24 protein-coding genes are annotated in these 25,446 nt (G+C 59.0%); 3 read left to right on the forward strand and 21 right to left on the reverse strand.

Features of this window, described 5'->3' with window-relative positions:
• Positions 1-48 precede the first annotated feature (48 nt).
• From ACLI1M_RS07845 to ACLI1M_RS07940, 20 genes are all read right to left on the reverse strand, one after another.
• The gene (locus ACLI1M_RS07845; RefSeq protein ID WP_317001146.1) at positions 49-1,224 is read right to left on the reverse strand and encodes a DivIVA domain-containing protein; all 1,176 of its coding nucleotides are present in this window, start codon (positions 1,222-1,224) and stop codon (positions 49-51) included.
• Positions 1,225-1,428: 204 nt separating this feature from the next.
• The gene (locus tag ACLI1M_RS07850; RefSeq protein ID WP_023021209.1) at positions 1,429-1,722 is read right to left on the reverse strand and encodes a YggT family protein; all 294 of its coding nucleotides are present in this window, start codon (positions 1,720-1,722) and stop codon (positions 1,429-1,431) included.
• Positions 1,723-1,798: 76 nt separating this feature from the next.
• Positions 1,799-2,251 (reverse strand): cell division protein SepF, encoded by a 453-nt coding sequence (locus ACLI1M_RS07855; protein WP_023021208.1) that lies wholly within the window; start codon positions 2,249-2,251, stop codon positions 1,799-1,801.
• Between the two features lie 104 nt (positions 2,252-2,355).
• Positions 2,356-3,054, reverse strand: coding sequence for a YggS family pyridoxal phosphate-dependent enzyme (locus ACLI1M_RS07860; RefSeq protein WP_023021207.1), 699 nt, complete (start codon positions 3,052-3,054; stop codon positions 2,356-2,358).
• On the reverse strand, positions 3,054-3,785 hold the full coding sequence (pgeF, locus tag ACLI1M_RS07865; RefSeq protein ID WP_023021206.1) for a peptidoglycan editing factor PgeF: 732 nt from the start codon (positions 3,783-3,785) through the stop codon (positions 3,054-3,056). The genes ACLI1M_RS07860 and pgeF overlap by 1 nt, the downstream gene beginning before the upstream one ends.
• 24 nt (positions 3,786-3,809) lie before the next feature.
• The gene (gene ftsZ, locus ACLI1M_RS07870; protein ID WP_023021205.1) at positions 3,810-5,129 is read right to left on the reverse strand and encodes a cell division protein FtsZ; all 1,320 of its coding nucleotides are present in this window, start codon (positions 5,127-5,129) and stop codon (positions 3,810-3,812) included.
• Between the two features lie 310 nt (positions 5,130-5,439).
• The gene (locus ACLI1M_RS07875) at positions 5,440-6,111 is read right to left on the reverse strand and encodes a cell division protein FtsQ/DivIB (RefSeq protein WP_239207527.1); all 672 of its coding nucleotides are present in this window, start codon (positions 6,109-6,111) and stop codon (positions 5,440-5,442) included.
• Entirely contained in the window at positions 6,111-7,574 is a 1,464-nt protein-coding gene (gene murC, locus ACLI1M_RS07880; RefSeq protein WP_248099883.1) for a UDP-N-acetylmuramate--L-alanine ligase, read from the reverse strand. The genes ACLI1M_RS07875 and murC overlap by 1 nt, the downstream gene beginning before the upstream one ends.
• A complete protein-coding gene (gene murG / locus ACLI1M_RS07885; RefSeq protein WP_248099882.1) occupies positions 7,575-8,675 on the reverse strand; it encodes an undecaprenyldiphospho-muramoylpentapeptide beta-N-acetylglucosaminyltransferase in 1,101 nt (366 codons plus the stop codon).
• Positions 8,676-8,698: 23 nt separating this feature from the next.
• Positions 8,699-10,099 (reverse strand): FtsW/RodA/SpoVE family cell cycle protein, encoded by a 1,401-nt coding sequence (locus tag ACLI1M_RS07890; RefSeq protein ID WP_248099881.1) that lies wholly within the window; start codon positions 10,097-10,099, stop codon positions 8,699-8,701.
• A gap of 28 nt (positions 10,100-10,127) precedes the next feature.
• The gene (gene murD / locus ACLI1M_RS07895) at positions 10,128-11,519 is read right to left on the reverse strand and encodes a UDP-N-acetylmuramoyl-L-alanine--D-glutamate ligase (RefSeq protein ID WP_248099880.1); all 1,392 of its coding nucleotides are present in this window, start codon (positions 11,517-11,519) and stop codon (positions 10,128-10,130) included.
• Positions 11,520-11,560: 41 nt separating this feature from the next.
• Entirely contained in the window at positions 11,561-12,667 is a 1,107-nt protein-coding gene (mraY, locus tag ACLI1M_RS07900; RefSeq protein WP_023021199.1) for a phospho-N-acetylmuramoyl-pentapeptide-transferase, read from the reverse strand.
• A 30-nt stretch (positions 12,668-12,697) separates the two neighbouring features.
• Entirely contained in the window at positions 12,698-14,227 is a 1,530-nt protein-coding gene (locus ACLI1M_RS07905; protein ID WP_200288863.1) for a UDP-N-acetylmuramoyl-tripeptide--D-alanyl-D-alanine ligase, read from the reverse strand.
• Between the two features lie 2 nt (positions 14,228-14,229).
• On the reverse strand, positions 14,230-15,765 hold the full coding sequence (locus ACLI1M_RS07910) for a UDP-N-acetylmuramoyl-L-alanyl-D-glutamate--2,6-diaminopimelate ligase (RefSeq protein WP_200288862.1): 1,536 nt from the start codon (positions 15,763-15,765) through the stop codon (positions 14,230-14,232).
• Between the two features lie 9 nt (positions 15,766-15,774).
• On the reverse strand, positions 15,775-17,643 hold the full coding sequence (locus ACLI1M_RS07915) for a peptidoglycan D,D-transpeptidase FtsI family protein (RefSeq protein ID WP_034655422.1): 1,869 nt from the start codon (positions 17,641-17,643) through the stop codon (positions 15,775-15,777).
• 207 nt (positions 17,644-17,850) lie between these two features.
• Entirely contained in the window at positions 17,851-18,627 is a 777-nt protein-coding gene (locus ACLI1M_RS07920; RefSeq protein ID WP_248099879.1) for a hypothetical protein, read from the reverse strand.
• A complete protein-coding gene (rsmH, locus tag ACLI1M_RS07925; protein WP_239207524.1) occupies positions 18,624-19,664 on the reverse strand; it encodes a 16S rRNA (cytosine(1402)-N(4))-methyltransferase RsmH in 1,041 nt (346 codons plus the stop codon). Before rsmH ends, ACLI1M_RS07920 begins: the two co-directional genes overlap by 4 nt.
• Positions 19,665-19,822: 158 nt before the next feature.
• On the reverse strand, positions 19,823-20,257 hold the full coding sequence (gene mraZ / locus ACLI1M_RS07930) for a division/cell wall cluster transcriptional repressor MraZ (RefSeq protein WP_005324499.1): 435 nt from the start codon (positions 20,255-20,257) through the stop codon (positions 19,823-19,825).
• Positions 20,258-20,708: 451 nt separating this feature from the next.
• Complete coding sequence (locus ACLI1M_RS07935) at positions 20,709-21,107, reverse strand: DUF3040 domain-containing protein (protein ID WP_086587386.1); 399 nt, start codon at positions 21,105-21,107, stop codon at positions 20,709-20,711.
• 109 nt (positions 21,108-21,216) lie between these two features.
• Positions 21,217-21,648: an SAV_6107 family HEPN domain-containing protein gene (locus tag ACLI1M_RS07940; protein ID WP_086587385.1), complete on the reverse strand. Its 432-nt coding sequence runs from the start codon at positions 21,646-21,648 to the stop codon at positions 21,217-21,219.
• A gap of 231 nt (positions 21,649-21,879) precedes the next feature.
• Here ACLI1M_RS07940 and ACLI1M_RS07945 point away from each other — a divergent pair, with 231 nt between their 5' ends.
• From ACLI1M_RS07945 to ACLI1M_RS07955, 3 genes are read left to right on the forward strand one after another with little or no spacing between them, the layout of a single operon-like run.
• Positions 21,880-22,434 carry a GNAT family N-acetyltransferase gene (locus ACLI1M_RS07945; RefSeq protein WP_023021191.1) on the forward strand — a complete coding sequence of 185 codons (555 nt, stop codon included), beginning with the start codon at positions 21,880-21,882 and terminating at the stop codon, positions 22,432-22,434.
• A gap of 50 nt (positions 22,435-22,484) precedes the next feature.
• Entirely contained in the window at positions 22,485-23,564 is a 1,080-nt protein-coding gene (locus tag ACLI1M_RS07950; protein WP_034655886.1) for a polyprenyl synthetase family protein, read from the forward strand.
• 9 nt (positions 23,565-23,573) lie between these two features.
• On the forward strand, positions 23,574-25,064 hold the full coding sequence (locus tag ACLI1M_RS07955; protein ID WP_239204385.1) for an alpha-(1->6)-mannopyranosyltransferase A: 1,491 nt from the start codon (positions 23,574-23,576) through the stop codon (positions 25,062-25,064).
• Here ACLI1M_RS07955 and ACLI1M_RS07960 read toward each other — a convergent pair.
• Positions 25,033-25,437, reverse strand: coding sequence for an Rv2175c family DNA-binding protein (locus ACLI1M_RS07960; protein ID WP_023021188.1), 405 nt, complete (start codon positions 25,435-25,437; stop codon positions 25,033-25,035). The two genes, ACLI1M_RS07955 and ACLI1M_RS07960, sit on opposite strands and share 32 nt — an antisense overlap.
• Between the last annotated feature and the right edge of the window lie 9 nt (positions 25,438-25,446).

A 25,446-nucleotide genomic window follows, 5' to 3' on the forward strand; every position in this document is an offset into this window, starting at 1 on the left:
ATAGCGCCCCCGCAGCGGTGGCGGGGGCGCTAGAGAGAACGCGGTGGCTTAGTTATTGCCAGCTTCGCCGTTCGGTGCGGCGGTGCCGCGAGTAGCCAGCTCTTCCAGCTGAGACTCGAGCAAGGTCTTCAGGCGAGTGCGGTACTCGCGCTCGAAGGTACGCAGCTCGGAGATACGAGCCTCCAGTGCGGTCTGCTGCTGCTTGACCGTGTTCATAACCTCAGTGTGCTTGCGCTCAGCATCGGCCTGCAAGGAAGCAGCCTTCTCCTCAGCCTGACGGATTTGTGCCTCAGCACGGGAGGACGCATCGGACTCGGTCTGCTTTGCCTTAGCCTCGGCGTCAGACACCAGCTTCTTGGAGCGGGAATCCGCGTCCTGCAGCTGGGCATCGTACTTCTTCTGGGCGTCGGCAAGCTGCGCCTTGGAACGAGAGTCTGCGTCGGTCAGCTGCTTCTCGGCGGCGGTGCGTGCCTCCGACAGCATGGACTCGGACTCCGCACGAGCCTCGGAGGTCAGGCGGTCTGCCATCTCCTGTGCCAGACCCAGAACGCGAGCGGCCTGCATGTGGGTTTCTGGGGTAGCCAGACCATCTGCAGTCTGAGCTGCACCAGCGCCTGCAAGGCCTGCAGCTGCAACGCCGGCCTTGGAAGAACCAGCTGCGGAAGCGGACTTCTTCAGCTCATCATTTTCCTTCTTGGAAGCCTCAAGGTCCTTCTTTGCCTGTGCAGCCTCTGCACGAGCTGCCTCAGCTTCCCTCTTTGCCTGTGCTGCCTCATCGCGGGCGGCCTTCAGGTCTGCAGAAGCGGAAGCGGCGGCAGAGCCGGTCTCCTGTGCCTTGGAAGCCTCAGCTTGGGCTGCCTTTACCTGCTCGCGTGCCTTCTTGGTTTCTTCCTTAGCACGGGACAGCTCGGACTTGGAGTCCGCCAGCTTGGTTTCGTACTCGGCGCGCAGCTTGGCCTCAATCTCCTTGCGCAGTGCAGCCTCATCGGTACGAGCGGAGGCTGCCGTTGCGGTACCAGCAGCACCGGCGCCAGCGCCCGCCTTGGCCTGAGAATTGAGATCGCTGACCTGTGCCTGTAGATCTTCGTTCTCATCCTGCAGCTGGGCAAGCGCATCCTCTACGAGGTCGAGGAACTGATCCACCTCGTCTTCGTTGTAGCCGCGCTTGCCAATGGGCGGCTTGCTGAACGCGACGTTGTGAACATCAGCTGGTGACAGTGGCATGTCTTCTCTTCCCCTTCAGGTTGATACAACCCCGGAGGTTCCAGGGCCTTAGGAGCTGCGGTTCAGGTCTAACTAAACCTTCCCCACAAAGGTACATGTGGTTCATAATACGGGTTATCGCGATTTATCGTAACCAAACGACCACAATAATCGACGCCCCGCCGAGTCTCAACGTTTACCACAGGTTGCGAGGCGACGGGGGTGCTAACCGAAAAATACGATTTGCAAGATTCGTGTAAGTATCGAAAGCAAAATAAATAGCACGAGCACCGATACGTCGAGGGCCACCCCGCCCATCTGGAGCGGCGGGATCAAACGGCGTAGCGCCTTTACCGGCGGATCCGTAATTACAAACAGTGGCTCCGCCACAACCATAAACCAACGTGGCGGGTTAAACTGCCGGGAAAAGGATTGAATCATCTCAATGATGATGCGGGCGATGAGAACCCACGTATAAATCCGCACGAGCAGGATAAGAATAATTCCGAGTTGTGTCACAATAACCGAGCCTATCTAATAGACCCCCGCAGGTGCCCAATCGGCACCCCACGGGGGTCAAGAAAAACTTACCGCTTTAGCGCAGGCCAGCGGCGCGCTCGAGCTCGTGCCTAGCGATGTCCGCAGACTTCGGCACGATAGAAAAGACCTTGCGCTCGGTATCCAATCCCTTGGTGAGGTTAAGCATGCGCCCTTCCAAGCCGAAGCAGAGACCGGCAGCGAAGTCGATGAAGCGCTTTGCGGTGGCCTTGTCGGCGTCGGTAAGCTCAAAGACCACTGCGTCGCCGTCGCGGAAAGGCTCGCCCACCTTGGCAGCGTCATTGAAAGACGTCAGCGAAATAGCCACGATGGTCGGCACAAACTCTTCTTTCACCGGAGCAGGCTCATAAGACTGCGGAGCACGACGCGGGGCGTAGGCGGAGGAGGCATTTTCGGAATAACGCGGCTCCTCGCTGTAGTAGGCATCGTCTTCTTCGATGTCCACCGGGCCCAGCCCGAAGAAATCCTTCGTCTTATCAATGAATGACATTTTTGGGTCTCCCTCTGACCTAAATTTGTACAAGTCTAAACGCGCAAAATGTGTCTAGTGTGACTCATGTGATTTACGCTGTGAAATGCGCTTTTGCAATGCTTTCAACCTACTGGCCGCGGCCCCATGATACTGGTTCCGACACGCACGATATCGCTGCCCGCAGCAATTGCTTCGGCCATGTCCGCGCTCATTCCAGCAGACAATTTCAGCGGGCGCTTCAGCGCGGCAGATAGCCGGTCGACCTCATCTCGCACACCGCGAAAGACCTCGCCCGCATCGGCGTCGAGGGGCGGGACTACCATGAGGCCAGCGAAGTCGAGGTGTTCGCTTCCTTCTACTGCTTCGACGAGCTCGTCGAGCGCGTGGCGAGAAACGCCTCCGCGAGCGTCATCGCCATCGGCAGACACTTGGACAAAGACCGGCAGGTTGCTCTCGCGTTCCCCTCGTTCCTTTGCCAAGGCGACGCCCCGTTCCAAAGCCTGAGCAAGTTTGAGGGAATCAAGCGAATGAACGCTGGCCGCCCAACGAGCCACGTGATTGGCCTTTTTGGTCTGGATCTGGCCGATCATATGGAAACGCAGCTGTGGCAATTCGGCAGCTTTGGCGCGAGCTTCTTGCTCCCGGTTTTCGGCAACGTCACTAACCCCGAGTTCAGCAAGTAGGGCGATATCCGCAGCTGGATGAAACTTCGTCACCGGCAGTAGCTGCGGGGGCTTGCGGTCTGCTTGCGCCGATAGCCGTTCAATCTCAGCTCGAGTAGCGGCGAGATTTTCTCGTAGCTGTGCTTTACGGTCTGCCATTAGTTAGCCTCCAACCAGATCAGCCCGGCCTGGCGGCCGGTAGTGCCTTCGCGGCGATAGGAAAAGAAATTTTCGTCTTCAATTGTGCAGCGCGGATCGGATTCAATCGCGGTGATGCCGAGGCCCATGAGCTGGCGGATCAAACCTGCGCGAACGTCAATTCCCCAGGTTCCTTTCGACGTCCGCGTCTTCGAACCGGGCAGCCGACGTTCTACATCCTCAGCCATCTCTTTCGGCACCTCGTAGTTTTTGCCGGAGGCAGCTGGTCCCATAACCACCTGGATGCGCTCGGGCTGAGCGCCGAGTTTCTCCATTTCGCGCACGGTATTGACGATGATGCCGTTGCGGGCGCCCAAGCGGCCAGCGTGGGCGGCGGCGATGACACCAGCGGCGACGTCGACAAACAGAACCGGCGTGCAATCTGCAACAAGGACGCCCAGCCCAAGGCGGCGCTGCGTGGTGACAATCGCGTCGGTGGCTGGCACAGGTTCATCCTGTGGACCATCGATAACGGTGACTGTATTGGTGTGTAGTTGTTCCATCCACACGATATCGTCCACGCCGGTCACGCGTTTTAGGCGATCTCGATTCGCAGCAACCGCGGCGGGGTCATCGCCAACATGGTGCCCTAAATTAAAAGAGTCATATGGAATAGCAGACGCCCCGCCGGCACGGCTGGTAAAGACCATGCGGACGGGGCGTTTGGTGCGATGTTCCTCGTTTACTGGCATGCACACCAGCGTAGCGCTTTGCGCTTAGCGCATGAAGGAAGGCACGTCCAGATCGTCGTCGCCATCATCATCGCGGCGCTGGGATGGGCGAGACAAACGGTAGTCATCACGACGCTCCTCGCGGGAGAAACGGTCAGAATTGGTGAACAGACCGGTAGATTCTGGGCGGCGCTCCTCGGCAGGGCGCTCTGGGGTGTAGCGCTCCCGCTCCTGGCCGGCACGCGGCTCGTAGGAGTGGCGCGGGGAGTAATCATCTTGTACCGGCTCGGCCGCACCAGGCTGTGCCGGAGCCGGGGTGACGGGCTCTGCGGCCGCGCGCTGGCGATTGTCAAAAAGGGACCCTGGCTTGCGCTGTTCCTGCTGCTTCTGCGGTTGTGCAGCGGCCTGGGTCATATTGGCCTCGGCATCAAAGCCGGTGGCAATGATGGTGATGCGGATTTCATCACCCAAGGTGTCATCGATGATGGTACCGAAGATAAGGTTGACGTCTTCGTCAGCGCGCTCCTCCACCATGGAAGCCGCGGCATTAACCTCGTGCAGGCCAAGGTCGGAGCCGCCGGCGATGGACAACAGCACGCCCTTGGCGCCTTCCATCGTCGATTCCAATAGCGGGGAATTAATGGCCTGCTCGGCAGCGGTCATGGCGCGATTATCGCCGCGGGCAGAGCCGATGCCCATCAGGGCAGAGCCGGCGTCGGACATGACGGAGCGGACGTCGGCAAAGTCGACGTTGATCATGCCTGGGATGGTGATCAGATTGGTAATACCCTGCACACCATTGTGCAGCACCTCATCGGCGGCGCGGAAAGCCTCGACAATGGAAAGCTCTTCCCCACCGAGCTGCATCAGGCGGTCGTTCGGGATAACGATAAGAGTGTCGCATACCTCACGCAGCTCTTCGATGCCGGCCATAGCCTGGCGGGTACGGCGGGCACCCTCGAACTTGAACGGACGGGTGACAACGCCCACGGTCAACGCACCCATCTTCTTCGCGATGGATGCCACAACCGGAGCGGCACCGGTGCCGGTACCGCCGCCTTCGCCAGCAGTCACGAAGACCATATCGGAACCCTGTAGGGCGTCTTCGATTTCGGACTTGTGATCTTCTGCGGAGGTCTTGCCCACCTCAGGGTTAGCGCCGGCGCCAAGGCCACGGGTGGCCTCGCGGCCGATATCCAGCTTGGTATCGGCATCAGAGAAGATGAGGGCCTGAGAGTCAGTGTTGATGGCGACGAACTGAACGCCCTTGAGGCCTTCTTCGATCATGCGGTTGACGGCGTTGACGCCGCCACCGCCGACGCCGACGACCTTGATATCCGCGAGATTGTTATTGGAAGAGATCATGTGAGTTGGTCTCACCTTTCGCTACTTTAAGTCTGCACGTGCATTAAACGAGGAATGTAATGCGGTCCGCCGAAGGCGAATCGCGTTCCTTTCCATCTTTAACGACAGCCGTGTAATTTTCACGCACATTTTGCGCGTGTCGAGACCCTCAAGTTGCACTTTAGGGTTGTTCACCTGCGGTTTTGTTAGTCACACCCGCACCATCCGCCCCACATTGGTGCCAGAGAAAAAGGCCCCTGCAGCGCACGCGCTTAAGCGGCGCTGCAGGGACCACAGAAGGGTAAAAAATGCGTCCGGGGGCACCCGTCCCCTATCCGCGGGTGGTCACCAACTCAGGGTTGGAAATATTCCACTCGCGACCTTCCATCTTCAACACGGTGGCAAAGGCACGCGCCTTGTCATCATCATTGGAGTCGCTCGCGCCCCAAAAGACGCGGCGGCCATCCTTAGTGGTAAAGATGAGCGAGTATTCATCGTCCACATCAAGGGTTCCTACTTGGTTGCGCACATCATCCGATAACGCAGCGATCGCGCGCACCGCGTCTTGGGTTTGGCGGGAGCCGCTATCAACAGAACCAGTGACCTCAACCGCGCCGGCGGGAGGCTCCGCGGAGGTAAATTCCTCGCCCTTATCATCAATCAGGAAAGGCTTATTATCGCGCTTTACAAAAGCCACAGCCTTGTGTTCGTCCACATTGATAGTCAAGGTGGAGGGGAAATCGCGCGAGACAGTTACCGAATCAACCCAATCCAATCCAGCAACACCGGAGGCTGCCTTGCCTGCATCTACGCGCAGGAGGTTTTCTCCTTCGGCAACCCCGGCGGCCTCCTCTACCTGCGCAGCATCAAGCTGGTGGGTACCTTCCACCTGAAAATGGCGGACTTTTAAGATGGGCACCGTCCACACTACGACGGCAATGATCAAGGCTACGACAACGACAGCTGCACTGATCCCGGCAATGAGCTTGGTGGATACGCGCACTAGCTCGCCCGCAATTCATCGAGAATTTCTGCCGCGACCATAGTTACCGAGCCAGCACCGATGGTCAGCACAACATCGCCAGGTTCTACGAGCGAAACAACGTCGCGGGCAGCGGCAGAAAAATCTGGTTCGAAGATGACCTGCATGTCACTTGGCATCTTATCGGTAATGATGCGGGAGGTAATTCCCTCCACAGGTTGTTCGCGCGCGCCGTAGATGTCGAGGACTACGGCGGCGTCGGCAAGCGAGAGCGCTTGGGCAAACTCGGCGTCGAATTCCATGGTGCGCGAGTACAGGTGCGGCTGGAAGCAGGCGATGACACGGCCGCCGTGGCCTTCGGCCTCAACCTTTGCCCGAGCGGCGCGCAGAACTGCAGCAACCTCGGTGGGATGGTGCGCATAGTCATCAAAGACGCGCACGGGCTTTCCCTGCTTGTCGACGCTCCCCCGGTACTCAAAGCGCCGGCGCACACCGCTAAAATCAGCCAATCCCTCAGCAATGGCAGCCGGGGCGCCACCGGAAAGCACACCAGCCAACAAGGCACCCATCGAGTTAAGCACCATGTGGTGTCCCGGGATCTGCAGCTCGTAGCGCACAGTTTCAGAGATGCCAGGAAGGTTAACCTTTACGGTGGTGTCCATCCCTTCAGCGGTGGTCTCCTCGCGTTCCAGCTCAGCGGCCAGCGGCACGGTAGAGGTAAAAGACTTGTCCGCTGCGCCATAGGCCACGACGTTGATGCCGCGCTCCTGCGCACGCTCGCCTGCTTGGGCGGCGTGCTCATCCTCGGCGCAGACAACAAGATAGCCGGTATCTGGGGTGACCAGGCCAGCAAAGTCATCGAAGACCTTGAAGTAAGCCTCCTCGCTGTGGAAGAAGTCGAGGTGATCGGGCTCGATGGTCGTCAGCACCGCAACATCGGGGCTGTAGCGCAGCAGGGAGGCATCGGATTCATCAGCCTCGGCGACAAACGCCTCACCGGTGCCGCCGTGGGCGTTGGTGCCCGCGCGATTGAGCTGGCCGCCGATGGCAAAGGAAGGATCGAGACCTGCGTGTTGCATCGCACTCACGGTCATCGACGTAGTGGACGTTTTGCCGTGCGTGCCGGCTAGCAATACCTGCTTGTGGCCTTCCATCAATGCGGCGAGCAAATCGGAGCGGCGGATGACGGGGATATCGTTTTCCTGCGCGGCTACTAGCTCCGGATTGTCTTGCGGAATGGCAGCGAAGGAAGTCACCACGACGGTCGGCAGTTCACCCGATAGGCGCAGGTTTTCGACAGCGTGCCCGATGGCGATCTTCGCGCCCATGGTGCGCAGCACCTCCACCGGGGTGGAGTCTTTTACATCGGAACCGGTAACCACGGCGCCGCGCGTGGCAAGAATTCGCGCCAGCCCCGACATGCCAGAGCCACCAATGCCGATAAGGTGAACGCGGTGGAGATCGTAGTGTGCGGGATCAGTCATTTATTTTTCCTTCCTTCCGGCGGCGGTTTCGGCCTCGGACACGCGGGCAGCGATGCGGTCTGCGATGGTATTAGCCACGTCGCCGGCGCTGGCGTGGGCGGCGGCATGCGTCATCGATGCTAGACGTTTAGGGTCATCGAGAATGCCGCGCGCCTCAGAGATAAGACGCTCAGGGGTCAGCTCCGCATCGGGAATCTGGATGGCAGCGCCCGCCTCGACCACTTCACGGGAATTGAGCGCTTGTTCACCGTTACCATGCGGCAACGGCACGTAAATCGCTGGCAGCCCTGCGGCAGATACTTCGGCAACGGTCATAGCACCGGAGCGACATACGACGAGATCGGCTACCGCAAGGGCCGAGCCCATATCCTCGATATACGGCAAAGCAGCGTAGTTCGGATGTGCTGCGGGCTCGTCATTCTTCTTGCCATAAGCATGCAGGAGCTGGAAGTCCTTGGCTAGGTCCTCCACTGCCCCAGCAACCGCGCGGTTGATGCTGGCTGCGCCTTGGGAGCCGCCGGTAATGAGGACGGTGGGAAGCTCGGCCAAGTTCCACTTGGTGCGCGCGCCTGCAGCAAGGGACCCGTCCGGGTCCTCCGCCAAGCTCGGGCGCACGGGAATGCCCACGACCTCACCTGGCATTCCGGAATCCGGGTGGGCGTTGAGACCGATGCCGCCCATTTTCACGCCGAGTTTATTGGCGATTCCGGCTAAGGCATTGGTCTCCAAAACATAGAACGGGATCCCGAGGGAACCCGCAGCAATATAGGCTGGGCCGGCCACGTAGCCGCCGGTGCCAAAGACAACGTCTGCTTCGACGTCCTTGAGTACCTGCTTGGCCTCCCTCACCGCGCGGGAGAGGTTAAACGGTAGCTTGAAAAGCTGCGCGTTGATTTTGCGCGGAATCGGCACGGGGGTAATCAGTCTAAGGTCCACGCCTCGGGCGGGAATGATATCGCGCTCAAGGCCTTTTTCGGTACCGAGAGCGGTGATGCGAGCGCCGTGGCGCTCGCGCAAAGCTTCGCCCACGGCAAGGGCGGGTTCAATGTGTCCGGCAGTGCCGCCACCTGCAATGACGACGGAAATAGGCGTGGAATTCATAGCCTAAAGGCTACCAGCGCCACCTATCGATAGCGGCGCTCGGCGCGCGGATAGCGGCGGCCGCTTCCAGTCACCGGGCGACCAAATTGCTCTTCGCGCACACGGGAGCGCGGCTCCTGCGGGCGGGCGTGACGCCCCCGCTGCTTCTTTTTCGGCTTAGATACCGGCTGCGGCTCGCCAATGAAAAAGAGGCGATCAAAAAACGGGCGGCCAAAGTTCTGCATTGCGGAAATCTGCATCGGCTCGTGGCGCGCTACATTGCACAGCACGCCCATCGAACCGATGGTGATAATCGCCGCGGTACCGCCGGCGGAGATCATGGGCAGCTGAATACCGGTCACTGGCAGCAGGCCAATGACATAGCCAATATTGACGAAGGCCTGGGTAACCACACCGATGGTCAACGAGGCGGCGAGCAAAGATTGGAACTGATTCTGTGCCCGCATCGCGGTGCGCAGGCCCACATATCCCAAAGCGGCAAAGAGGAAGATAACGAGCGCGCCGCCCCACCAGCCAAGCTCCTCACCCACGATGGCGTAAATAAAGTCATTCTTCGCCTCTGGCAGGTAGAACCACTTGGCGCGGGATTGGCCGATGCCAACGCCCCAGAAGCCGCCGTCGGCAAGCGAGAGAAAGCCCTGGTAAGACTGGAAACCAGTGCCTTGAGTATCAGAGATATTGCCCAACAAGGCGTCGAAATAGGTGTGGAAGCGATTCGAGCGGAAACCGCCTTTCAAGAAAATCCCGATCAACCCCAAGACCGCGGCAACGCCGATCGTTGCGGGGACTCTCCAGTCAACGCCGGCGAAAATGAGGGTAAAGACCACCACGATGGCGAAGGACAGCGCCATGCCCATGTCCCCTTGACCGACGATGAGCAAAAACATTCCTGCAGAAATAAAGGAATACATCATGAAGGGGTCAGAAAGCTTCATGGATTTGTGTTCCTTGTCGGCCAGGACGCTCGCACCAAACATGCCTACGGCAATGCGCGCGAGCTCCGAGGGCTGCAAGGAAAACGGACCGAGGTAAATCCACGACTGCGAACCCACCTCTTCACGGCCGGTGCCTACACCGGGGATGAGCACCGCAATGAGCAAAATAATAGAAAGACCCACGATCCACGGCACGCATTTGCGCAAAGTATGTGGCGAGACCTGCAGGCCCAGCCAAAAGGCAAGGAGACCAAAAAACACCATGACGCACTGCCGTAGCGCCTGGTTCCACACCCCGCCGTCCTCGGTCAATGACGTGGCCATTGAAGAGGAAAAGACCATGAGCACACCAATGCCCACGAGCGTGAAAATGATAAAGCGCAACAGCTGGTAATCTAGGCCGGCCTGCTGGCGGGCTTGCTCGCGCAGCTCACGAACGCGGTCGCCAAAGCTCTTGGAGCGCGGGCGCTGCTGGGAGGTGGCCATCATATGTTCTCCTGATCTTCAATATCAAGCTCTAGTCACGGGTGAGCTCCCGCGCGGCTGCGGCAAAGAAGTCACCGCGTTGAGCCATGCCGGTATACATATCCAACGATGCCGCAGCCGGTGCCAAAAGGACGGTATCCCCGGCTTCGGCGTGTTGCAGTGCAGCATCCACCGCTGCATTCATGGCCGCGGCAGGGTCGTTGCTTTCGATAACGTCTACAGGTGCATGTGGTGCGTGTTCGGCCAGTGCCTGGGCGATTTCTTGCCTATCCGCGCCGAGAACTACCGCGGCCTTGATATGGGCGGCGTGCTTGGCGACGAGCCCGTCTACCTCCGCCCCCTTCAACTGCCCGCCGGCAATCCATACAACGGAGTTGAGCCCTTTTAGCGCCGCATCCGCTGCGTGTGGGTTGGTGGCCTTGGAGTTATCGATGAAACTGATACCGGAATGCTCATGAATAACAGCGCCACGGTGCCCGGCGACGGTATACGCTGCCAGCCCCTGCGCGATGGAGCGCGGGCTAGCGCCTGCCAAGCGCGCGACGCTCGCCGCGGCCGCAGCGTCCAAGACTCCTGCCAAGCCGGCGGGCTCGATACCTTCGGCGGAAGCGAGATCCTCCCGCTCCTGGGCGAGCCGCGAGACAAGGCGGCCGGCGCTTACGCCTACCTCACTCTCTGCAGGTTCAGCGGCGGTAAAACCGTATAGATTAGCTGTATTCTCGGCGTAGCGCACCGCCGCGGCATCGTCCTTGCCCACGACGGCGGCTTGGCCGTCGAGCACCTTGGCTTTGGCCTGCGCATAAGCGTCGAACGAGCCATGCCAATCGAGGTGGTCTTCTGCCAAGTTCAACAGCACGCCCACATCTGGGCGCAACTGGCTAGACCAGTGCAGCTGGAAAGAAGAAAGCTCGGCACAAAGGACGTCGACGCGAGGGGTGGCGGTGAGGGCGTCGAAAAGCGAAACGCCAATATTGCCCACCGCCAGTGCGCGCTTGCCGGTGCGCTCGGCATCGGCCTGCATAATCTGGGCCAACATTCCGGTGGTGGTGGTTTTGCCGTTAGTTCCGGTGACCACTAACCAGGTGCGCGGTGCCCCGAAGACGCCGGATCGGTCCAAGCGATAGGCAAGCTCCACATCGCCGATCACCTCTACCCCAGCGTTCTGAAAAGCAACCAACAAAGGCGAGTCAGGACGCCAGCCGGGCGAGGTAATCACGAGGTCAAACTCGCTTTGGGCGGCGGAGTCAACGGAAACCGTAGCTACGCCGTAGTCCTCCGCCAACGCCTCTAGAGCAGCTTCGTTGGAATCTGCCACGGTAGTGTCCACGCCGAGTCTGGTGAGCATAGCGACGCAACCGCGCCCGGATACTCCCGCCCCAGCCACGAGCACGCGACCGCGCAAGGAGGATGGCAACTCGGTCATCTGTTTTCCTCTTTCCTCGATAAAGCTAGAAGGCGTGAGTCTTAAGAACTAAAACCGACCGCGGACAGCCAGTCACCATAAAAGATGCATACGCCGGCAATGGCGGCCATGGCGCTGAGCAACCAAAAGCGAGTGACCACGGCGGTCTCTGCCCAGCCACCGTTTTCAAAGTGGTGGTGGATGGGCGCCATGCGGAAAAAGCGCTTTCCGGTGCTGCGGAAGACGATGATCTGGATAACCACGGAGACCGTCTCAATAACGAAGATGGCGCCGATGATGATCATGAGCAGCTCGGTACGGGTGGTCACGGACAGGCCAGCGACGAGACCACCGAGTGCTAGTGAGCCGGTATCGCCCATAAAGATTTTCGCCGGTGCGGCATTCCACCACAAAAAGCCCAAGCAACCGCCCAGGCCAGCTGCAGCCAGCACGGCGAGGTCGAGTGGATCACGGACCTCATAGCACCCCGCCGCAGGCGACACCGCGCAAGAATTGCGGAACTGCCAGAAGGAAATGAGCGCGTAGGCTCCCATGACCATCGCAGTGGTGCCGGCGGCCAAACCGTCGAGGCCATCGGTGAGGTTTACGGCATTCGACCACGCCGCGATGAGTAGATAGAGAAAGACCAAGAAAACGATGGTGCCGATAATGGCGCCGCCCACGGCGATATCGAAGGTGTCAAAATCGCGGACGAAGGACAGGTTTGTAGACGCCGGGGTCAAGCCGTGTGCATCTGGGAACTGCAGTGCCAAGATGCCGAAGATAAGCGCGACGGCTAGTTGACCTACCAGCTTGGCGGTCTTATTGAGGCCGAGGTTACGCTTTTTAAACAGCTTGATGAAGTCATCGGCAAAGCCCAGTCCGCCCAAGCCCATGGTGAGGAAGTAGACCAAGAGACCGGAGGGGCTAAAGCCACCGTTGCCCGTCACGCGGGCGTAAATGCCCACCACAAGGTAGGCCACAGTGATGGCGAGCAAAATCGCCAGTCCGCCCATGGTTGGGGTGCCGCGCTTGCGTAGGTGCAGCTGTGGCCCATCCTCGCGGATTTCCTGCCCCTTGCCTACGCCGGAAAAGTAGCGGACCAACATGGGAGTGGTAAAAATCGCGACGAGGAAGCTGAGGATGCCCGCGATAATGATCTGAGTCATTGCTAGAGGTCTTTCTCCTTGTACTGAGGACTAACGGCGATTGAGCTTTTCTGCCACGCGCCACAGGCGCTGGGCATTCGATGATTTGATGAGGACAACGTCTTTGGCCTCGCGCTCCGCCCAGTCTTCGATGCCGGCAGGCGCTACCCTAATGATGTCTTCGACCGCCGCCGCAGCGGTGTCAACATCTGGGCTGATAGTAGTATTTATACCCTGCGCCCGTGCGGCCTCGACCATCGCCCTCATATTCTCGTTATCTCCCACGGCCACGAGGTAGCCAACGTGGTATTTGGAAAGGACCTCGCCCAATGTGCGGTGGGCAGCCACCGCTTCGCCGCCGAGTTCTCCCATCTCACCGAGCACGGCGATGGCACGGGCATCCGGACGAGCGGCTGAGGTATAGGCCAGCGCGGCAATCGCCGCGTGCATGGAATCGGGATTGGCATTATAGGAGTCATCGATGGTGGTGACTCCATCGCGGCGGGTTCGCACGTCCATGCGGTGTTCGGAGGCATTTTGGTGCCCCGATAGCGCGCTGGCTACCACCTGCGGGTCCATGCCTGATTCAATGGCTGCGGCCGCCGCTGCCAAAGCATTAGATACTTGGTGCCGGCCAAAGACCTGCAGTTTTACTGGAAGCGGGTCTGTGCCCGGCGCATGCAGCACGAACGAGGGGCGGGCCACATCATCGAGCTGGATATCGCTGGCGTAGTACTGGGCGTCGGCAGCCGGCGGCTTATTTGCCGAGTAGTAAACGACCTTTGCTGAGGTGCGTGGCGCCATGCCGGCGACGAAGGGATCATCGGCATTGAGCACAGCGACCCCGCCCTCAGCGGCCGAGGGCAAGGCCTCCACAAGCTCGCCTTTGGCTTGGGCGATGTTTTCACGCGAGCCAAACTCGCCTAGGTGAGCGGTGCCGACGTTGAGCACTACGCCCACGGTGGGTGCGGTAATGGTTGTCAGATGGCGGATATGGCCAATTCCGCGGGCAGACATTTCGGCAACAAGGAAGCGAGTGTGCTCATCACAGCGCAAAGCGGTATAGGGCAGGCCGACCTCGTTATTAAAGGAACCAGGAGGGGCAACGGTATCGCCCTCTGCGCGGAAAATAGTGGCCAGCAGGTCCTTGGTGGAGGTCTTTCCGGCTGAGCCGGTCACACCGACGATCTCTAGGCCCTGCTCCGCGGTCAGGCGGCGGGTGACTTCCCTGGCAATATCGGACAGCGCCTGGACAACCGCAGCGGCAGAGCCGTCCTCGTCGTGAGCATAGATATCCGCGTTCGCAGCATCACCGGTAACGCGGCCTTGAGGCTTGACGACGACCGCCGGAACGCCGACCGGCCGCGCGGCAAGCACCGCTACAGCGCCCTGCTCAACGGCCTTTTCCGCATAGTCGTGGCCATCCACTCGGGCGCCGGGCAGGGCAAGAAACAACCCACCTTTGGTTACCTTCCGGGAATCGAATTCGATGAACCCGGTAACGCGCTGGTCTGGGTCAGAAACGCAATCGAGGCTGCCCCCGGTGATTTCGGCAATATCGGCAATAGAAAGTGGAATCATGACTACTCCTTCGCATCCCTAAGGGTATCGCGCTGTAGGGTTCCGGCCAGTTTCTTCTCGATGGCGCGTGCCATTTCTTCGCGGTCATCAAAGTGCAAGGTTTTCCCGTTAACAAGTTGGCCCACCTCGTGGCCCTTGCCGACGACGATGACGGCATCGCCTGGCTCGGCCCAGTCAACGACTTCATCGATGGCACGGGCACGAGAACCTACCTCACGAATATCGCCCTGGGGCGCGGCTTCGCGTGCACCGTCCACCACCGCAGCACGAATAGTGGCAGGGTCCTCAGAGCGTGGGTTGTCATCGGTGACCACAGTGAGGTCAGCGCGGGTGGCCGCGGCAGCGCCCATGATGGGGCGTTTTGAGCTATCACGGTCTCCGCCGGCGCCGACGACGATGCCGACGCGCCCCTTGGTTCCTTCTAGTTGGCCGCGCAGAGTATCAAGCACCGCGGCGATAGCTGCCGGCTTATGGGCATAGTCCACCACGGCCACAAAGTCTTGGCCGCGGTCGATGCGCTCCATACGGCCGGGAACAGCGACCTTTTCCACGCCCGAGAGGAACTCCGCCGGCTCCTCTCCTACCGCTACGGCCATGCCCAGCGCCAAACAGGCATTGGCGATATTGAACTCGCCAGGCAGTGGCAACCGGAAGGAGAAATCGGCACCGTCATAGTTCAAGGCGACCTCTTGGGCGCCGGTAGCCTCGGTGGCGGTTTGGTGCGCAGAAATCGTGGCCGCAGCCCCCTGAGTGGCCACCGTGGTTACGGGGTGGCCAGCGCTCTCGGCGACGCCGCGCATGCGCCCGCCCCACTCATCATCGAGGCAGATTACAGCCTGCTCGGCCGCCTGTTCCCCAGCAAAGAGCTTGGCCTTAGCTTCAAAGTAGTCCTCCATGGTGGGGTGAAAATCCAGGTGATCCTGGCTTAAATTCGTAAACCCGCCCACGGCAAACCGGGTTCCGCGCACGCGTCCCAACTCCAGTGCATGCGAAGATACCTCCATCACCACGTGGGTGACGCCCTCGCTTTTCATGCGCGCGAATAGCTCTTGCAAGGTAGGTGCCTCGGGAGTAGTAAGCGAGGTAGGAACCGGGGTGCGGTTAATACGAGTACCGGTGGTACCGATAAGCCCCACGGAATGCCCAGCATGGAGCAGACCAGCTTCAAGCAGGTAGCTCGTGGTGGTCTTGCCGGAGGTACCGGTGACGCCAATGACCGTCAGTTCCCGGGTGGGGTGGCCATAAATTTCAGCGGAAATCGGACCGAGCACGGCACGAATATCGTCCACCACCACAATGGGGCGGGTTTCTTGGGCCCGGCTGAGCAGGTCGAGTCCGGCGGCGTCGGTAAGCACAGCCGCAGCCTTAGTATCGCGGGCGAACTGCGCGCCGTGTGCACGTGTGCCCGGCAGGGCGGCAAAAAGCGCGCCCTCAGGCAGACGGGAAGAATCCAGCCCGCACGCGGAGACCTCCACGGAGGCATCACCAATGACGCGCCCGCCAGAAAGCTGGGCGAGAGTATCCAATGAAACGGTCATACTAAGCTCCTATTGTGCCCGCAGGGTCAGCCGCGGTGCTGGTTTCGAAGTCGGAATATTGTCACGGTTGAGCAGCCAGGAGGCGATGTCTCGGAAAATCGGCGCTGCCGATTGGCCGCCGCCTCCATTGTCCTCCACACCGGATTTGGGTTCATCCAACATGACGGCAACGACGAAGCGCGGATCATCGGCCGGTGCGATACCGGCAAAGGTGATCCAATAGGCGGAGTTCGAATAGGCCCCGGTATTCGGATCGACCTTTTGAGCTGTACCAGTCTTGCCGGAGAGCTGATAACCCTTGAGTTGCGCATTACCGGCCGTGCCATTTTGCAGGCCAGCGTCATCGTCTTGGAAGACGGCCCGGAACATATCCACCGTTGTCTTGGCGGTTTCAGGGCTTATCACCTGGGTCTTTTTTGGCTCCTCCAGCTTTTCTTCCTTGCCGTCTGGCCCCTTCACAGAGTCAATGATGCGCGGCTCGATGCGCTCGCCGCCATTTGCCAATGTTTGGTACACGCTCGCCATCTGCAAGGTGGTCCAGGACTGGCCCTGACCAATGGGCAGGTTGGCGAAGGTGCCGCCGGACCATTGCTCCAGGTCCGGCACGCTACCGGCAGATTCATTCGGTAGTTCTACGCCGGTGGTATTACCCAAACCAAACTTTTCCAAGTACTTCGCGTATTTTTCTTGGCCCAATTTATCGGCAAGCATCAAGGTGCCCACATTGGAGGATTTACCAAAGATGCCGGTCGTTGTATAGGGCTCGGTGCCGTGCTGCCACGCATCGTTAACGGTCACACCCGCCATATCGATGGATCCCGGAACCTGGTGCACCTCGTCCGGGGTGGTCACTCCCTCTTGCAATGCGGCAGCGGCGGTAACCACCTTGGCTACAGAGCCTGGCTCATAAGGGTGCGAGACGCTGTGGTTTTCAAAGTCTTTGCCCTCATCGAGCTGATCCTCAATATTCTTGTTGGGATCTACGGTATCGGTATTGGCCATGGCGAGGACTTGGCCGGTCGCAGCATCAAGGACCACAGCCTCCGCGCCAGAAGCCTTGGAATTGGCCTTGGCCTTCTCCAGCTTTTGCTGCACATAAGTCTGCAGATCCAAATCGAGGGTGAGGGTGACATCGCGGCCATCAACGGTATCAACGACATCACGGAGCGTGCCCGGAATAACCTGGCCATCCGCGGATACGTCCTCGGTTGACTGGCCGTCAATGCCGGTTAGTTCCGTATCGCGCGCGGCCTCGAAGCCAAATTGGCCATGGCCATCCATGGATACCTTGCCCACGACATTCTCCCCAATAGCGCCATTGGGGTACTGGCGAATGTCTTGCCGGTCCGCTGCTACTCCGTGGTACTTATTGGAAATCTCTACGGCTACATCCGGATCGACATTGCGCACCAATACCTCGTATTGGGTATCGGCCTTGAGCTTATTAAGAATGTCTTCCTTTTCCACCTTGGAGGTCGAAGCTCCCGAATCCTCAATCATCTTCGGGATTCCCTCCGCCATGTCTTTGAGGGTCTCCTCCATTTTCTGGTTGAGGAAGCTATCGAGCTTCTTATCGTCCATGCCCTCAGTCGAGCCGTCATTCTGGGCCTCGATTTCGGCCTTGTCTTTTAGCTCATCGCGCAGACGAGTAGGTGAGACGGTCAAGGACCGAGACTTCATCGTATAAGCCAAGCGCTGGCCGTCGCGGTCTAAAATCTCTCCCCTACGGGCCGGCTCAATATAGACGCGCTCGCGCTGAGTTACGGCCTTGGCGGAAAGGTCCGGACCCCATACGAGCTGCACCCAGGCTAGTCGGCCGACAAGGACAACCATAGCCACGAGCACCACGGAGACGATAATGCGCAGACGCTTGCGCATCAGCTTCTTTTGCGGCACCGCGGAGCTGGTGGTGCGGCGCGGGCGGCGCCTAGCCCTACTTGGCGTAGTCACAGTCCAATGTCACCTTCCCTATTTCCGCCACAATTTCTTGCGTGTATTGATTGTGCCCTACAAAAGTCAGAATGCCCGCGCCACCACGCGCGAGCATCATCATTTTCACCGAATATTCTTTCCTAGCTACTCCGACTACTCGGCGCGGCTGGCGTACGGCGCACGTGCGGGAAGGTTGGGGCGCGCGTCATCCTGCGCGGCGCCGGTATTCCCGGCATCACCGCCGCGGGTGGTGCGCTGTTGGCCTTGCGGCACGGCGTTTAAGGAATCCGAGAGGCCTTCAGTATCCTTCGGGTCGCTGGAAGCTTGGCTGGGGCGGATAGGTTCTCCGTTTACGTCAATAAGCTTTTCCGTATCCGGGGTGCCTTCGCGCTTATCGACGATCTTTCCATCGCCGCCGACTTCCGCAATACCTGGCTGCTTAGGAATGGCCATGCCCATTTCATCCGCACGGCGCGCGATGTCTGCAGAAGAGCTGAGATTTTCTGCATCACGGTTGAGGGTTTCAATCTGGTTATCCAGTTGGGAATCCTGAACGGTGAGCTGTTGGATGGCAAAGGTTTGCTTGGTAGACAAACCGGACAGCCACATTGCCACAGCTACGCCGACGATGAGAAGCGTAAGCGCGATGACAGACAGGCCGGCAAACAGCCCGCTCTTCTTAGTCTGCGGCTGCAGCTGCCGGCCGCGGAAGCTAACAACCTGCTTCGATCCCAGGCGGTTCGTGCTGCGGCTGCGGTGCGGAACCCGGGTGCGGCTCGGGGCACGCTTCGTGCTGGGACGCTCACGCAGCGCCGTCGGGGCTCCGGTATCGATTCCGGTGGTGAAGTCTCGGCTGGCGCCCATGGTGCGAGTGGCCTCTCTGTCGCGGCTGTCAGTCTTTAGGTGGTTTCGACGTGGGATTGTGCTCATGGCCTGCCTCCCGGCGGTAGAAATTCTGGCATTCCCTCGAGCCTTTCGATGGCACGAACACGCACCGACGCGGCCCGGGAATTTTCTGCAATCTCCTCTTCGGAGGCCTTTTCCGCGCCTCGCGTCACGATTGTGAATTTCGGCGCGGTGCCAGGAAGGTCCATTGGCAGTCCGGCCGGAGTTGTGGACGTGGTCAATTCTTTAAAGGCCGCCTTCACGATGCGGTCTTCCAAGGACTGGTAACTCATAAATACGGCACGGCCTCCTACCGATAGTGCTTGGGTAGTAACCGGCAGCACATTTTCGATAGCCTCCAACTCGCGGTTGACCTCGACGCGCAAGGCTTGAAAGGTGCGCTTCGCGGGGTGTCCCCCTGTACGCCGGGTCGCGGCCGGAATGGCGTCGTAAAGCAGCTCAACTAAGCGCGCGGAGTTAGTGAAAGGCTCCTTACCGCGCTCCTTCAGTACAGCCGAGGCAATTTTCCCGGCAAAACGCTCATCGCCATAGGTCTTGAGGATCCGAGCCAAATCACCGTGCGAATAGGTGTTGAGCACATCCGCCGCAGTAATCCCCTGCGAGGGATCCATACGCATATCCAGCGGTGCATCCGTCTTGTACGCGAATCCGCGATCCGCCTGATCGAGCTGCATCGAAGAAACGCCAAGGTCAAAGAGGGCTCCCGCAAGGCCAACGCTGCGGGCCAGATCAAAGTTATAGCCCTCGCCTTCCGCAATGGCACTGCCCAACTCATCAAAGCGAGCGTTGACGCCAATGAAGCGATCGCCATAAGGAGCTAGACGTTCGGTTGCGTTGCGCAGCGCCTGCTGATCGCGGTCTACGCCAATCACTCGGACATTGGGGAAAGCTTCTAGAAAATAGCGGGTGTGGCCGCCGGCGCCCAAGGTGGCGTCAACAAGCACGGCTTTATCCCCCGCCGTTTCTACTTGGGGGCGTAGGAGATCGGCCATGCGCTCGCGCATGACAGGCACATGGCCGTGATTATCAGCCACGTCATAATTTAGGTTTTCAATAGCCATGTCTCCCCGCAACCCCCTTTCTTCGAATCCCGGACTTCCAGTGGTGGAAAGCATGCGAGTGCGTATAGGGCCCTGTCCGAGGCAGGTTTCTGATATCGGGGAAGTACACCAGAATCATCCGCCTCGGACAGAGTCCTTACACGCACTCTTGTGCAGGCTTAGAGCAAGCCCGCCAGTACGTCATCGGCATCTGCGGCCGAATAAGCATCTTCAGTTTGCGACTGGTACTCGGCCCACGCGGCCGCGTCCCAAATTTCGAGAAAGTCCACAGAGCCAACCACAACGCATTCCTTGGACAGGTTCGCGTACTCCCGATGCCCCGCGGACAACGTGATTCGACCATGCCCGTCCGGTCGCTGTTCGTCCGCACTTGCTGCCAAGTTGCGAATGAAAGCGCGTGCTTCTGGGTTGGTTCGAGAAACCGCCGCTGCCTTCCGTGCTCGTGCCGCAAACTCCTCCCGTGGGTACACGGCCAACGAGTGGTCCTGCCCCTTGGTGACCATGAGGCCACCCGCGAGTTCATCGCGAAACTTTGCCGGAAGCGTAAGACGTCCTTTGTCATCGAGCTTCGGAGTGTAGGTTCCGAGAAACATCCCGGCATCCACCTTCCTTACTCGAAAACTCCGGATTCTCTCACTTCAGAATCGAGACGTTGAAGCCCCTCTTTCCTCCGCTGCGCCCCACTCTACCCCACTTTCCCCCACCTAACCCACTTATTGCCGCGTGTCCTTCAGTTAGTCCACAATTTCCCGCAGCTAGATAGCAGTTTTTTCAGTGGGAAGAAATCCCCTAAATGGCCTTGACAGCCCATTACCGCCACCCCTTACACCCCACCCGCAACACCAATATAATGCGCCCCGATCCCCTCACCTCCCCCATATCCTGTGTTATCGAGGCGTTTTGACTGGGCTAACGGGAAAGCTACCCCACAACAGCCCACCGAACGCTTCTCCGGTGGGGCAAAGTGGGGAATTTTGGTTGGATACAAAAATCCCCGGTCAACCTTTGCTAGGTCGACCGGGGTGAGCTTGAAAATGAGAAGCGCTAACGCCCCTCAAAACGGCGGCGGAAGTTTTCCTCCAGCTTATCGCTGACTCCGCCCCTACGGGCGGCAGACTTCTTTGCACGGGCACCAGAATCACGCTTCTTCACCGAATAGCCGGAGCCATCACCGCGCAGCATCCACACACCAGCGGCAAACATCACTAAAAAGCCCGCAATGGAAAGCGCAATAAACCACAGACTCTGTTGCGCGAGGGCAACACCGCCAATGAGCATGCATAGACCGACAACAACGAGTGCTACGCCACGCAGGGTTACCGCGCCGCCAGAGCCACCGAACGACGCAGGCTCAGAAACGGAAGCGCCAAACTTAGGATCATCAGCAAGTAACGATTCCTCAATTTCACGGAGCGTACGCTGCTCCTGTTCAGAAAGAGACACTGTTCCTCCAACTAGGGTTTGGGCTTCGGGCGGCAATAGTTCTACTTATACTAACGCCCAGAATAATCAGTATGTTCCCTAAAAGGTAGTGAGCGCCCCCACGCAGTGACTACGCAGCAAAAGAGCCAAAAGAAGTCTCTAACTCACTTTCATCCAAGAACTGTGCAGCACGCTGCATAAGACCGTAGACAAAATCCTCGCCCGGGACTTCATCCAAGCCCGATGCTACGCGAGCGCGGGTACGCGAATAGCCCTTAAAAGATTCAGCCCACCGCTTTTCCTCCACACCTACGAGCGCTAGCCGGTCCCATGCGCTAGAGGGGAGGCGGCGACGTCGAGCCACCGCCGATGCAGCTACCCGCGCCCCCGCGGTGCGAAGGGCCGATTGGTACGCCACCTCTAAAGCTTGATCGAACCTCCCCTCAGCCGCATAACCGCGTGCGGCATCCAATAATTCTCGAGCCTGAAAGAGGAACCGCGCTCGCTTGCCGCCCGCCCGGCCATTAGAACGGGTACGCGTTGCCGAAATAATCTGTGCCATTGCCTTTGTCCTTAACTAAATAAATAACGTCGTTGGTTTTGCCCATTGACCCTAAGGAAGCCGCCGGACATTTCACCCTTAAGAATAGTGCACCTGTTCGAATTAGACAAGGGTATACCCTGCGCACAAGGTTCTATAAGGCCGATTGTTCGACTTTTTAACACCGCGTCCGAAAGACAGAGTTCGCCCCACTGTCCGCCTCTGGGCCAGACTTCTGGTGTCATAGATACTGTGAGCTTTGAAATTCGCCGCCTAACCCCGCCGGAGTTTTCCTTACTGGCCCCTCAATTGGTTGAAATCCATATCGAGGCAATGAACTACAACCCCGCCATCGTGCACAGCCGCATCTCCAGCTGGCGACGTGACTTGACGCGCCCTGGATTCAGCGCGCAGATAGCCACCCAGGACGACGGCATCGTTGGGGTGTCCTATGGGTTTCTAGGTTCTCCGGATAGCTGGTGGGACGCTGAGCTTCGTCGCGGGCTACGTTTGCAAGGCGGTCCCACTGAAGAGCAGTGGGACATCGTACGCAACTACTACGAATTGGCGGAGATCCACGTATTGCCGCAATACCAGGGACACGGCCTGGGTAAAAAGCTCTTAGAGGGATTGTTATGGAATGCCCCGGCGCGTTATGCCCTATTGTCCACGCCTGAAGTACCAAACGAGGACAACGGTGCCTTCCGCCTCTATAGGTCCGCCGGTTTTTTCGATGTCCTCCGCAATCACCTCTACCCCGCCGATGCCCGCCCTTTTGCCATCTTGGGCGCTAGGCTGCCGCTGTAAACCTCTGTTATTTCTTAAGTGCTCTAGGCGGTATCGTGTGGGATGTGACTATGCAAAATATTCCTGAGCTGGCGGACATTCCCGGTGCGGTACGCGAAGAACTCGCTGCCTTTCTTGATCAACGCCGAGAGCAGGTGGCCGCAATTGGTGCCCCTGTAACTAAGGCCGTGAGCTTTTTGGAATCCTTCGTGCTTGACGGCGGCAAGCGGGTGCGCCCCACCTATGCCTGGGCAGGATACCTCGCTGCTGGTCGCGGAGAAGAAGACCCGGAGGCCATGCTCCGTGCGGCCGCTTCCCTGGAATTTATCCAGGCATGTGCGCTCATCCATGATGACATTATCGATGCTTCAAATACCCGGCGCGGCAATCCTACGGTGCACCGAGGCGTCGAAAAGCTGCACCGCGAGTCGGGATACTTGGGGGACCCAGAATTTTTTGGCACGTCCGTAGCAATCTTGGTCGGCGATCTAGCGCTGGTGTATGCGGAGGACATGTTCCAGGACTCCGGTCTTAGTGCGGCAGCTTTACACCGAGCTCGCAGCCCGTGGCGCGGCATGCGAACTGAAGTCATTGGCGGACAACTTTTAGATATCTCTTTGGAGGCGGCCGGTTCCGAATCCGTAGAGCTTGCCAATTCCGTCAACCGCTATAAAACGGCCGCCTATACCATTGAACGCCCATTGCACTTGGGCGCCTCGATTGCCGGTGCTAGCGAAGAACTTATCGCAGCCTTCCGCGGCTACGGGCAAGATATCGGCATTGCCTACCAGTTGCGCGACGATCAATTGGGTGTCTTTGGCGATCCCGCCGTAACCGGCAAACCTGCCGGTGATGATCTGCGCGAAGGAAAACGCACCGAGCTTTTGGCGCTAGCGCTTCGTCGCGCGGATGAATCCGACCCGCAGGCTGCGGCCACCCTACGCAAGCTCATCGGTCACACCTCAGATCCCCAGGAGCTATCGCGCTTAGCGCAGATTATCGCTGATTCGGGCGCACCGGAAGAGATTGAGCGCCGCATCGCATCACTGACGCAATCCGGTTTGCAGCACCTGCGCGCCGCACGAGTAGATCCCGCGGTAACCGAAACCCTAGAGCAGTTGGCAATCAAGGCCACGGCTCGCCACAAGTAGGTTTTTGCCGTGTCAAAGACGTACTCCTTTCCCATTCCGCGCGCGCTACCACTGGGATTATCGGCATCCTGTATTTTGCTGTTTGCCTCATTCTCCGGCGGCGCTACCCGGAACCGCGGCGGGCTCCTTGAGGCGCTAAATATTGGCTTCTTGTCTTATGGTCACGGGCGCAATCTCGGTCTTGCGCTGTACTGGGTGGGCATTTTCCTCTTAGCTGCGGCTTGGGTACTCGCTGGGCGCACCATTATTCGCCCGCAGCTTACTAACCCTCGCCCCAAGGGCGGCTTACGCGATATCCAGCGCATCCTCTTTGCCTGGGTCACTCCCCTTGTATTTGCCGGTCCCCTGGCTTCGCGCGATGTGTATTCCTATCTCATGCAGGGCGCAATGGTCCGCGACGGCTTCGATCCTTATACCGAAGGTGCTGCTGTCAATCCAGGCCCCTTCCTTCTTGAGGTTTCCCAGGACTGGCGCAATACCACCACGCCCTATGGCCCCCTTCATTTATGGATAGGTGAATTGGTCACCGGCTTGGTGGGTGACAACGTCACCGCAGGTGTCGCCGCGTATAAGGTTCTTTCCCTATTAGGTTTTATCACCATCGCTTGGTCTATCCCCCGCATCGCTTCGAAACTCGGCGCTGATCCGGCGGTAGCTTTGTGGCTCGGCGTGGCAAACCCAGTCATTATCTTGCACCTCATCGGCGGCATGCACAATGAATCTCTCATGGTGGGTCTCGTATCTATCGGGCTGCTAGCAGCTTTGAACAGGCATTTCCACGCCGCCCTCCTCCTCGTAGGCACGGCAGTGGCGATGAAGGCCACTGCCGTCATTGCGGCACCTTTCATTGTATGGATGATGCTTCACTACTACGCGCCCAAAGGCTCTAGCAAGTGGCGGTCGCTATTCGTCTTTGTGCTTTCTGGCCTAACTGCGCTGGTAGAAATCATCGCTGCGGTAGCCCTCATCACATGGATTTCGGGAACGTCTTGGGGCTGGTTGTCTCAGGTAAGCGGCAATTCCAAGGTGATCAACCCGCTTGCGGGGCCAACCCTAGCCACTGATGTAATCTTCCCCGCCGTGCAAATCTTTATGCCGGATGCTTCCTATAACGCCATCCTGGCTGTCTTGCGCAGCATCGCAATGGCCTGCATGCTCATCGGACTGGTGGCGGTGTGGTGGCTATGCCGCAAGGACGACCGCGACGCTGTCATGGGCACCGCGGCCGCCTACCAGGTCGCCTTTGTCTTCAATGCCGTGACCTTGCCGTGGTATTACGCCTCCATCTTTACCCTGATGGGCACGTTCCGGCCGCCATTATGGCTTATTAAATTCGCCTCCGGCGTGGCCCTGTTTATCGGCGTCTCCTTCTCCGGCGATGGCAATCACCAGCTCTACAACTGGTTCTGGGTCATCGGGATGATCGTGGTGGCATGGTTTGCCATTCAGTGGATATTTGAAGGCGTGCCTAAAAAGCGGCAGCCTGAGCACGCCGGATAACCTCGCGGGCGAGGTGACCATGCAAGGCATCGATGGGGCGGCCCGGCAGTGAATCATCCTCAGTAAAGAGGTGCTTGAAGATTTCGGTGTCCTTATAGCCGCCGTCGGTCAATACGGTAATCGCCGCGGTCACATGCTTGGCAATGACACCTTTATCATTGAAGAAGGCCAGCGGCACCCGCTTTCCTTCTGGGGAATCCCAGGCGATGAACTTTCGGTCCTGCAGCAGGTCATAGGCGCGCGTAATGGGCAAGTCTAGCTTTTCTGCTACTTGCTGCATGCTGAGCAGTTCTTCGTTAGCGAGCAAGGTATCTAGGGATTTTTCTGCATTAGTCACGTTCTCTACTTTAACGCGGGCTAGAGGATCAGCCATACTGGGAAG

This window comes from Corynebacterium sp. LaCa54 (assembly GCF_046717495.1).
In the GTDB taxonomy this organism is placed as follows: Bacteria; Actinomycetota; Actinomycetes; order Mycobacteriales; family Mycobacteriaceae; genus Corynebacterium; species Corynebacterium kefirresidentii.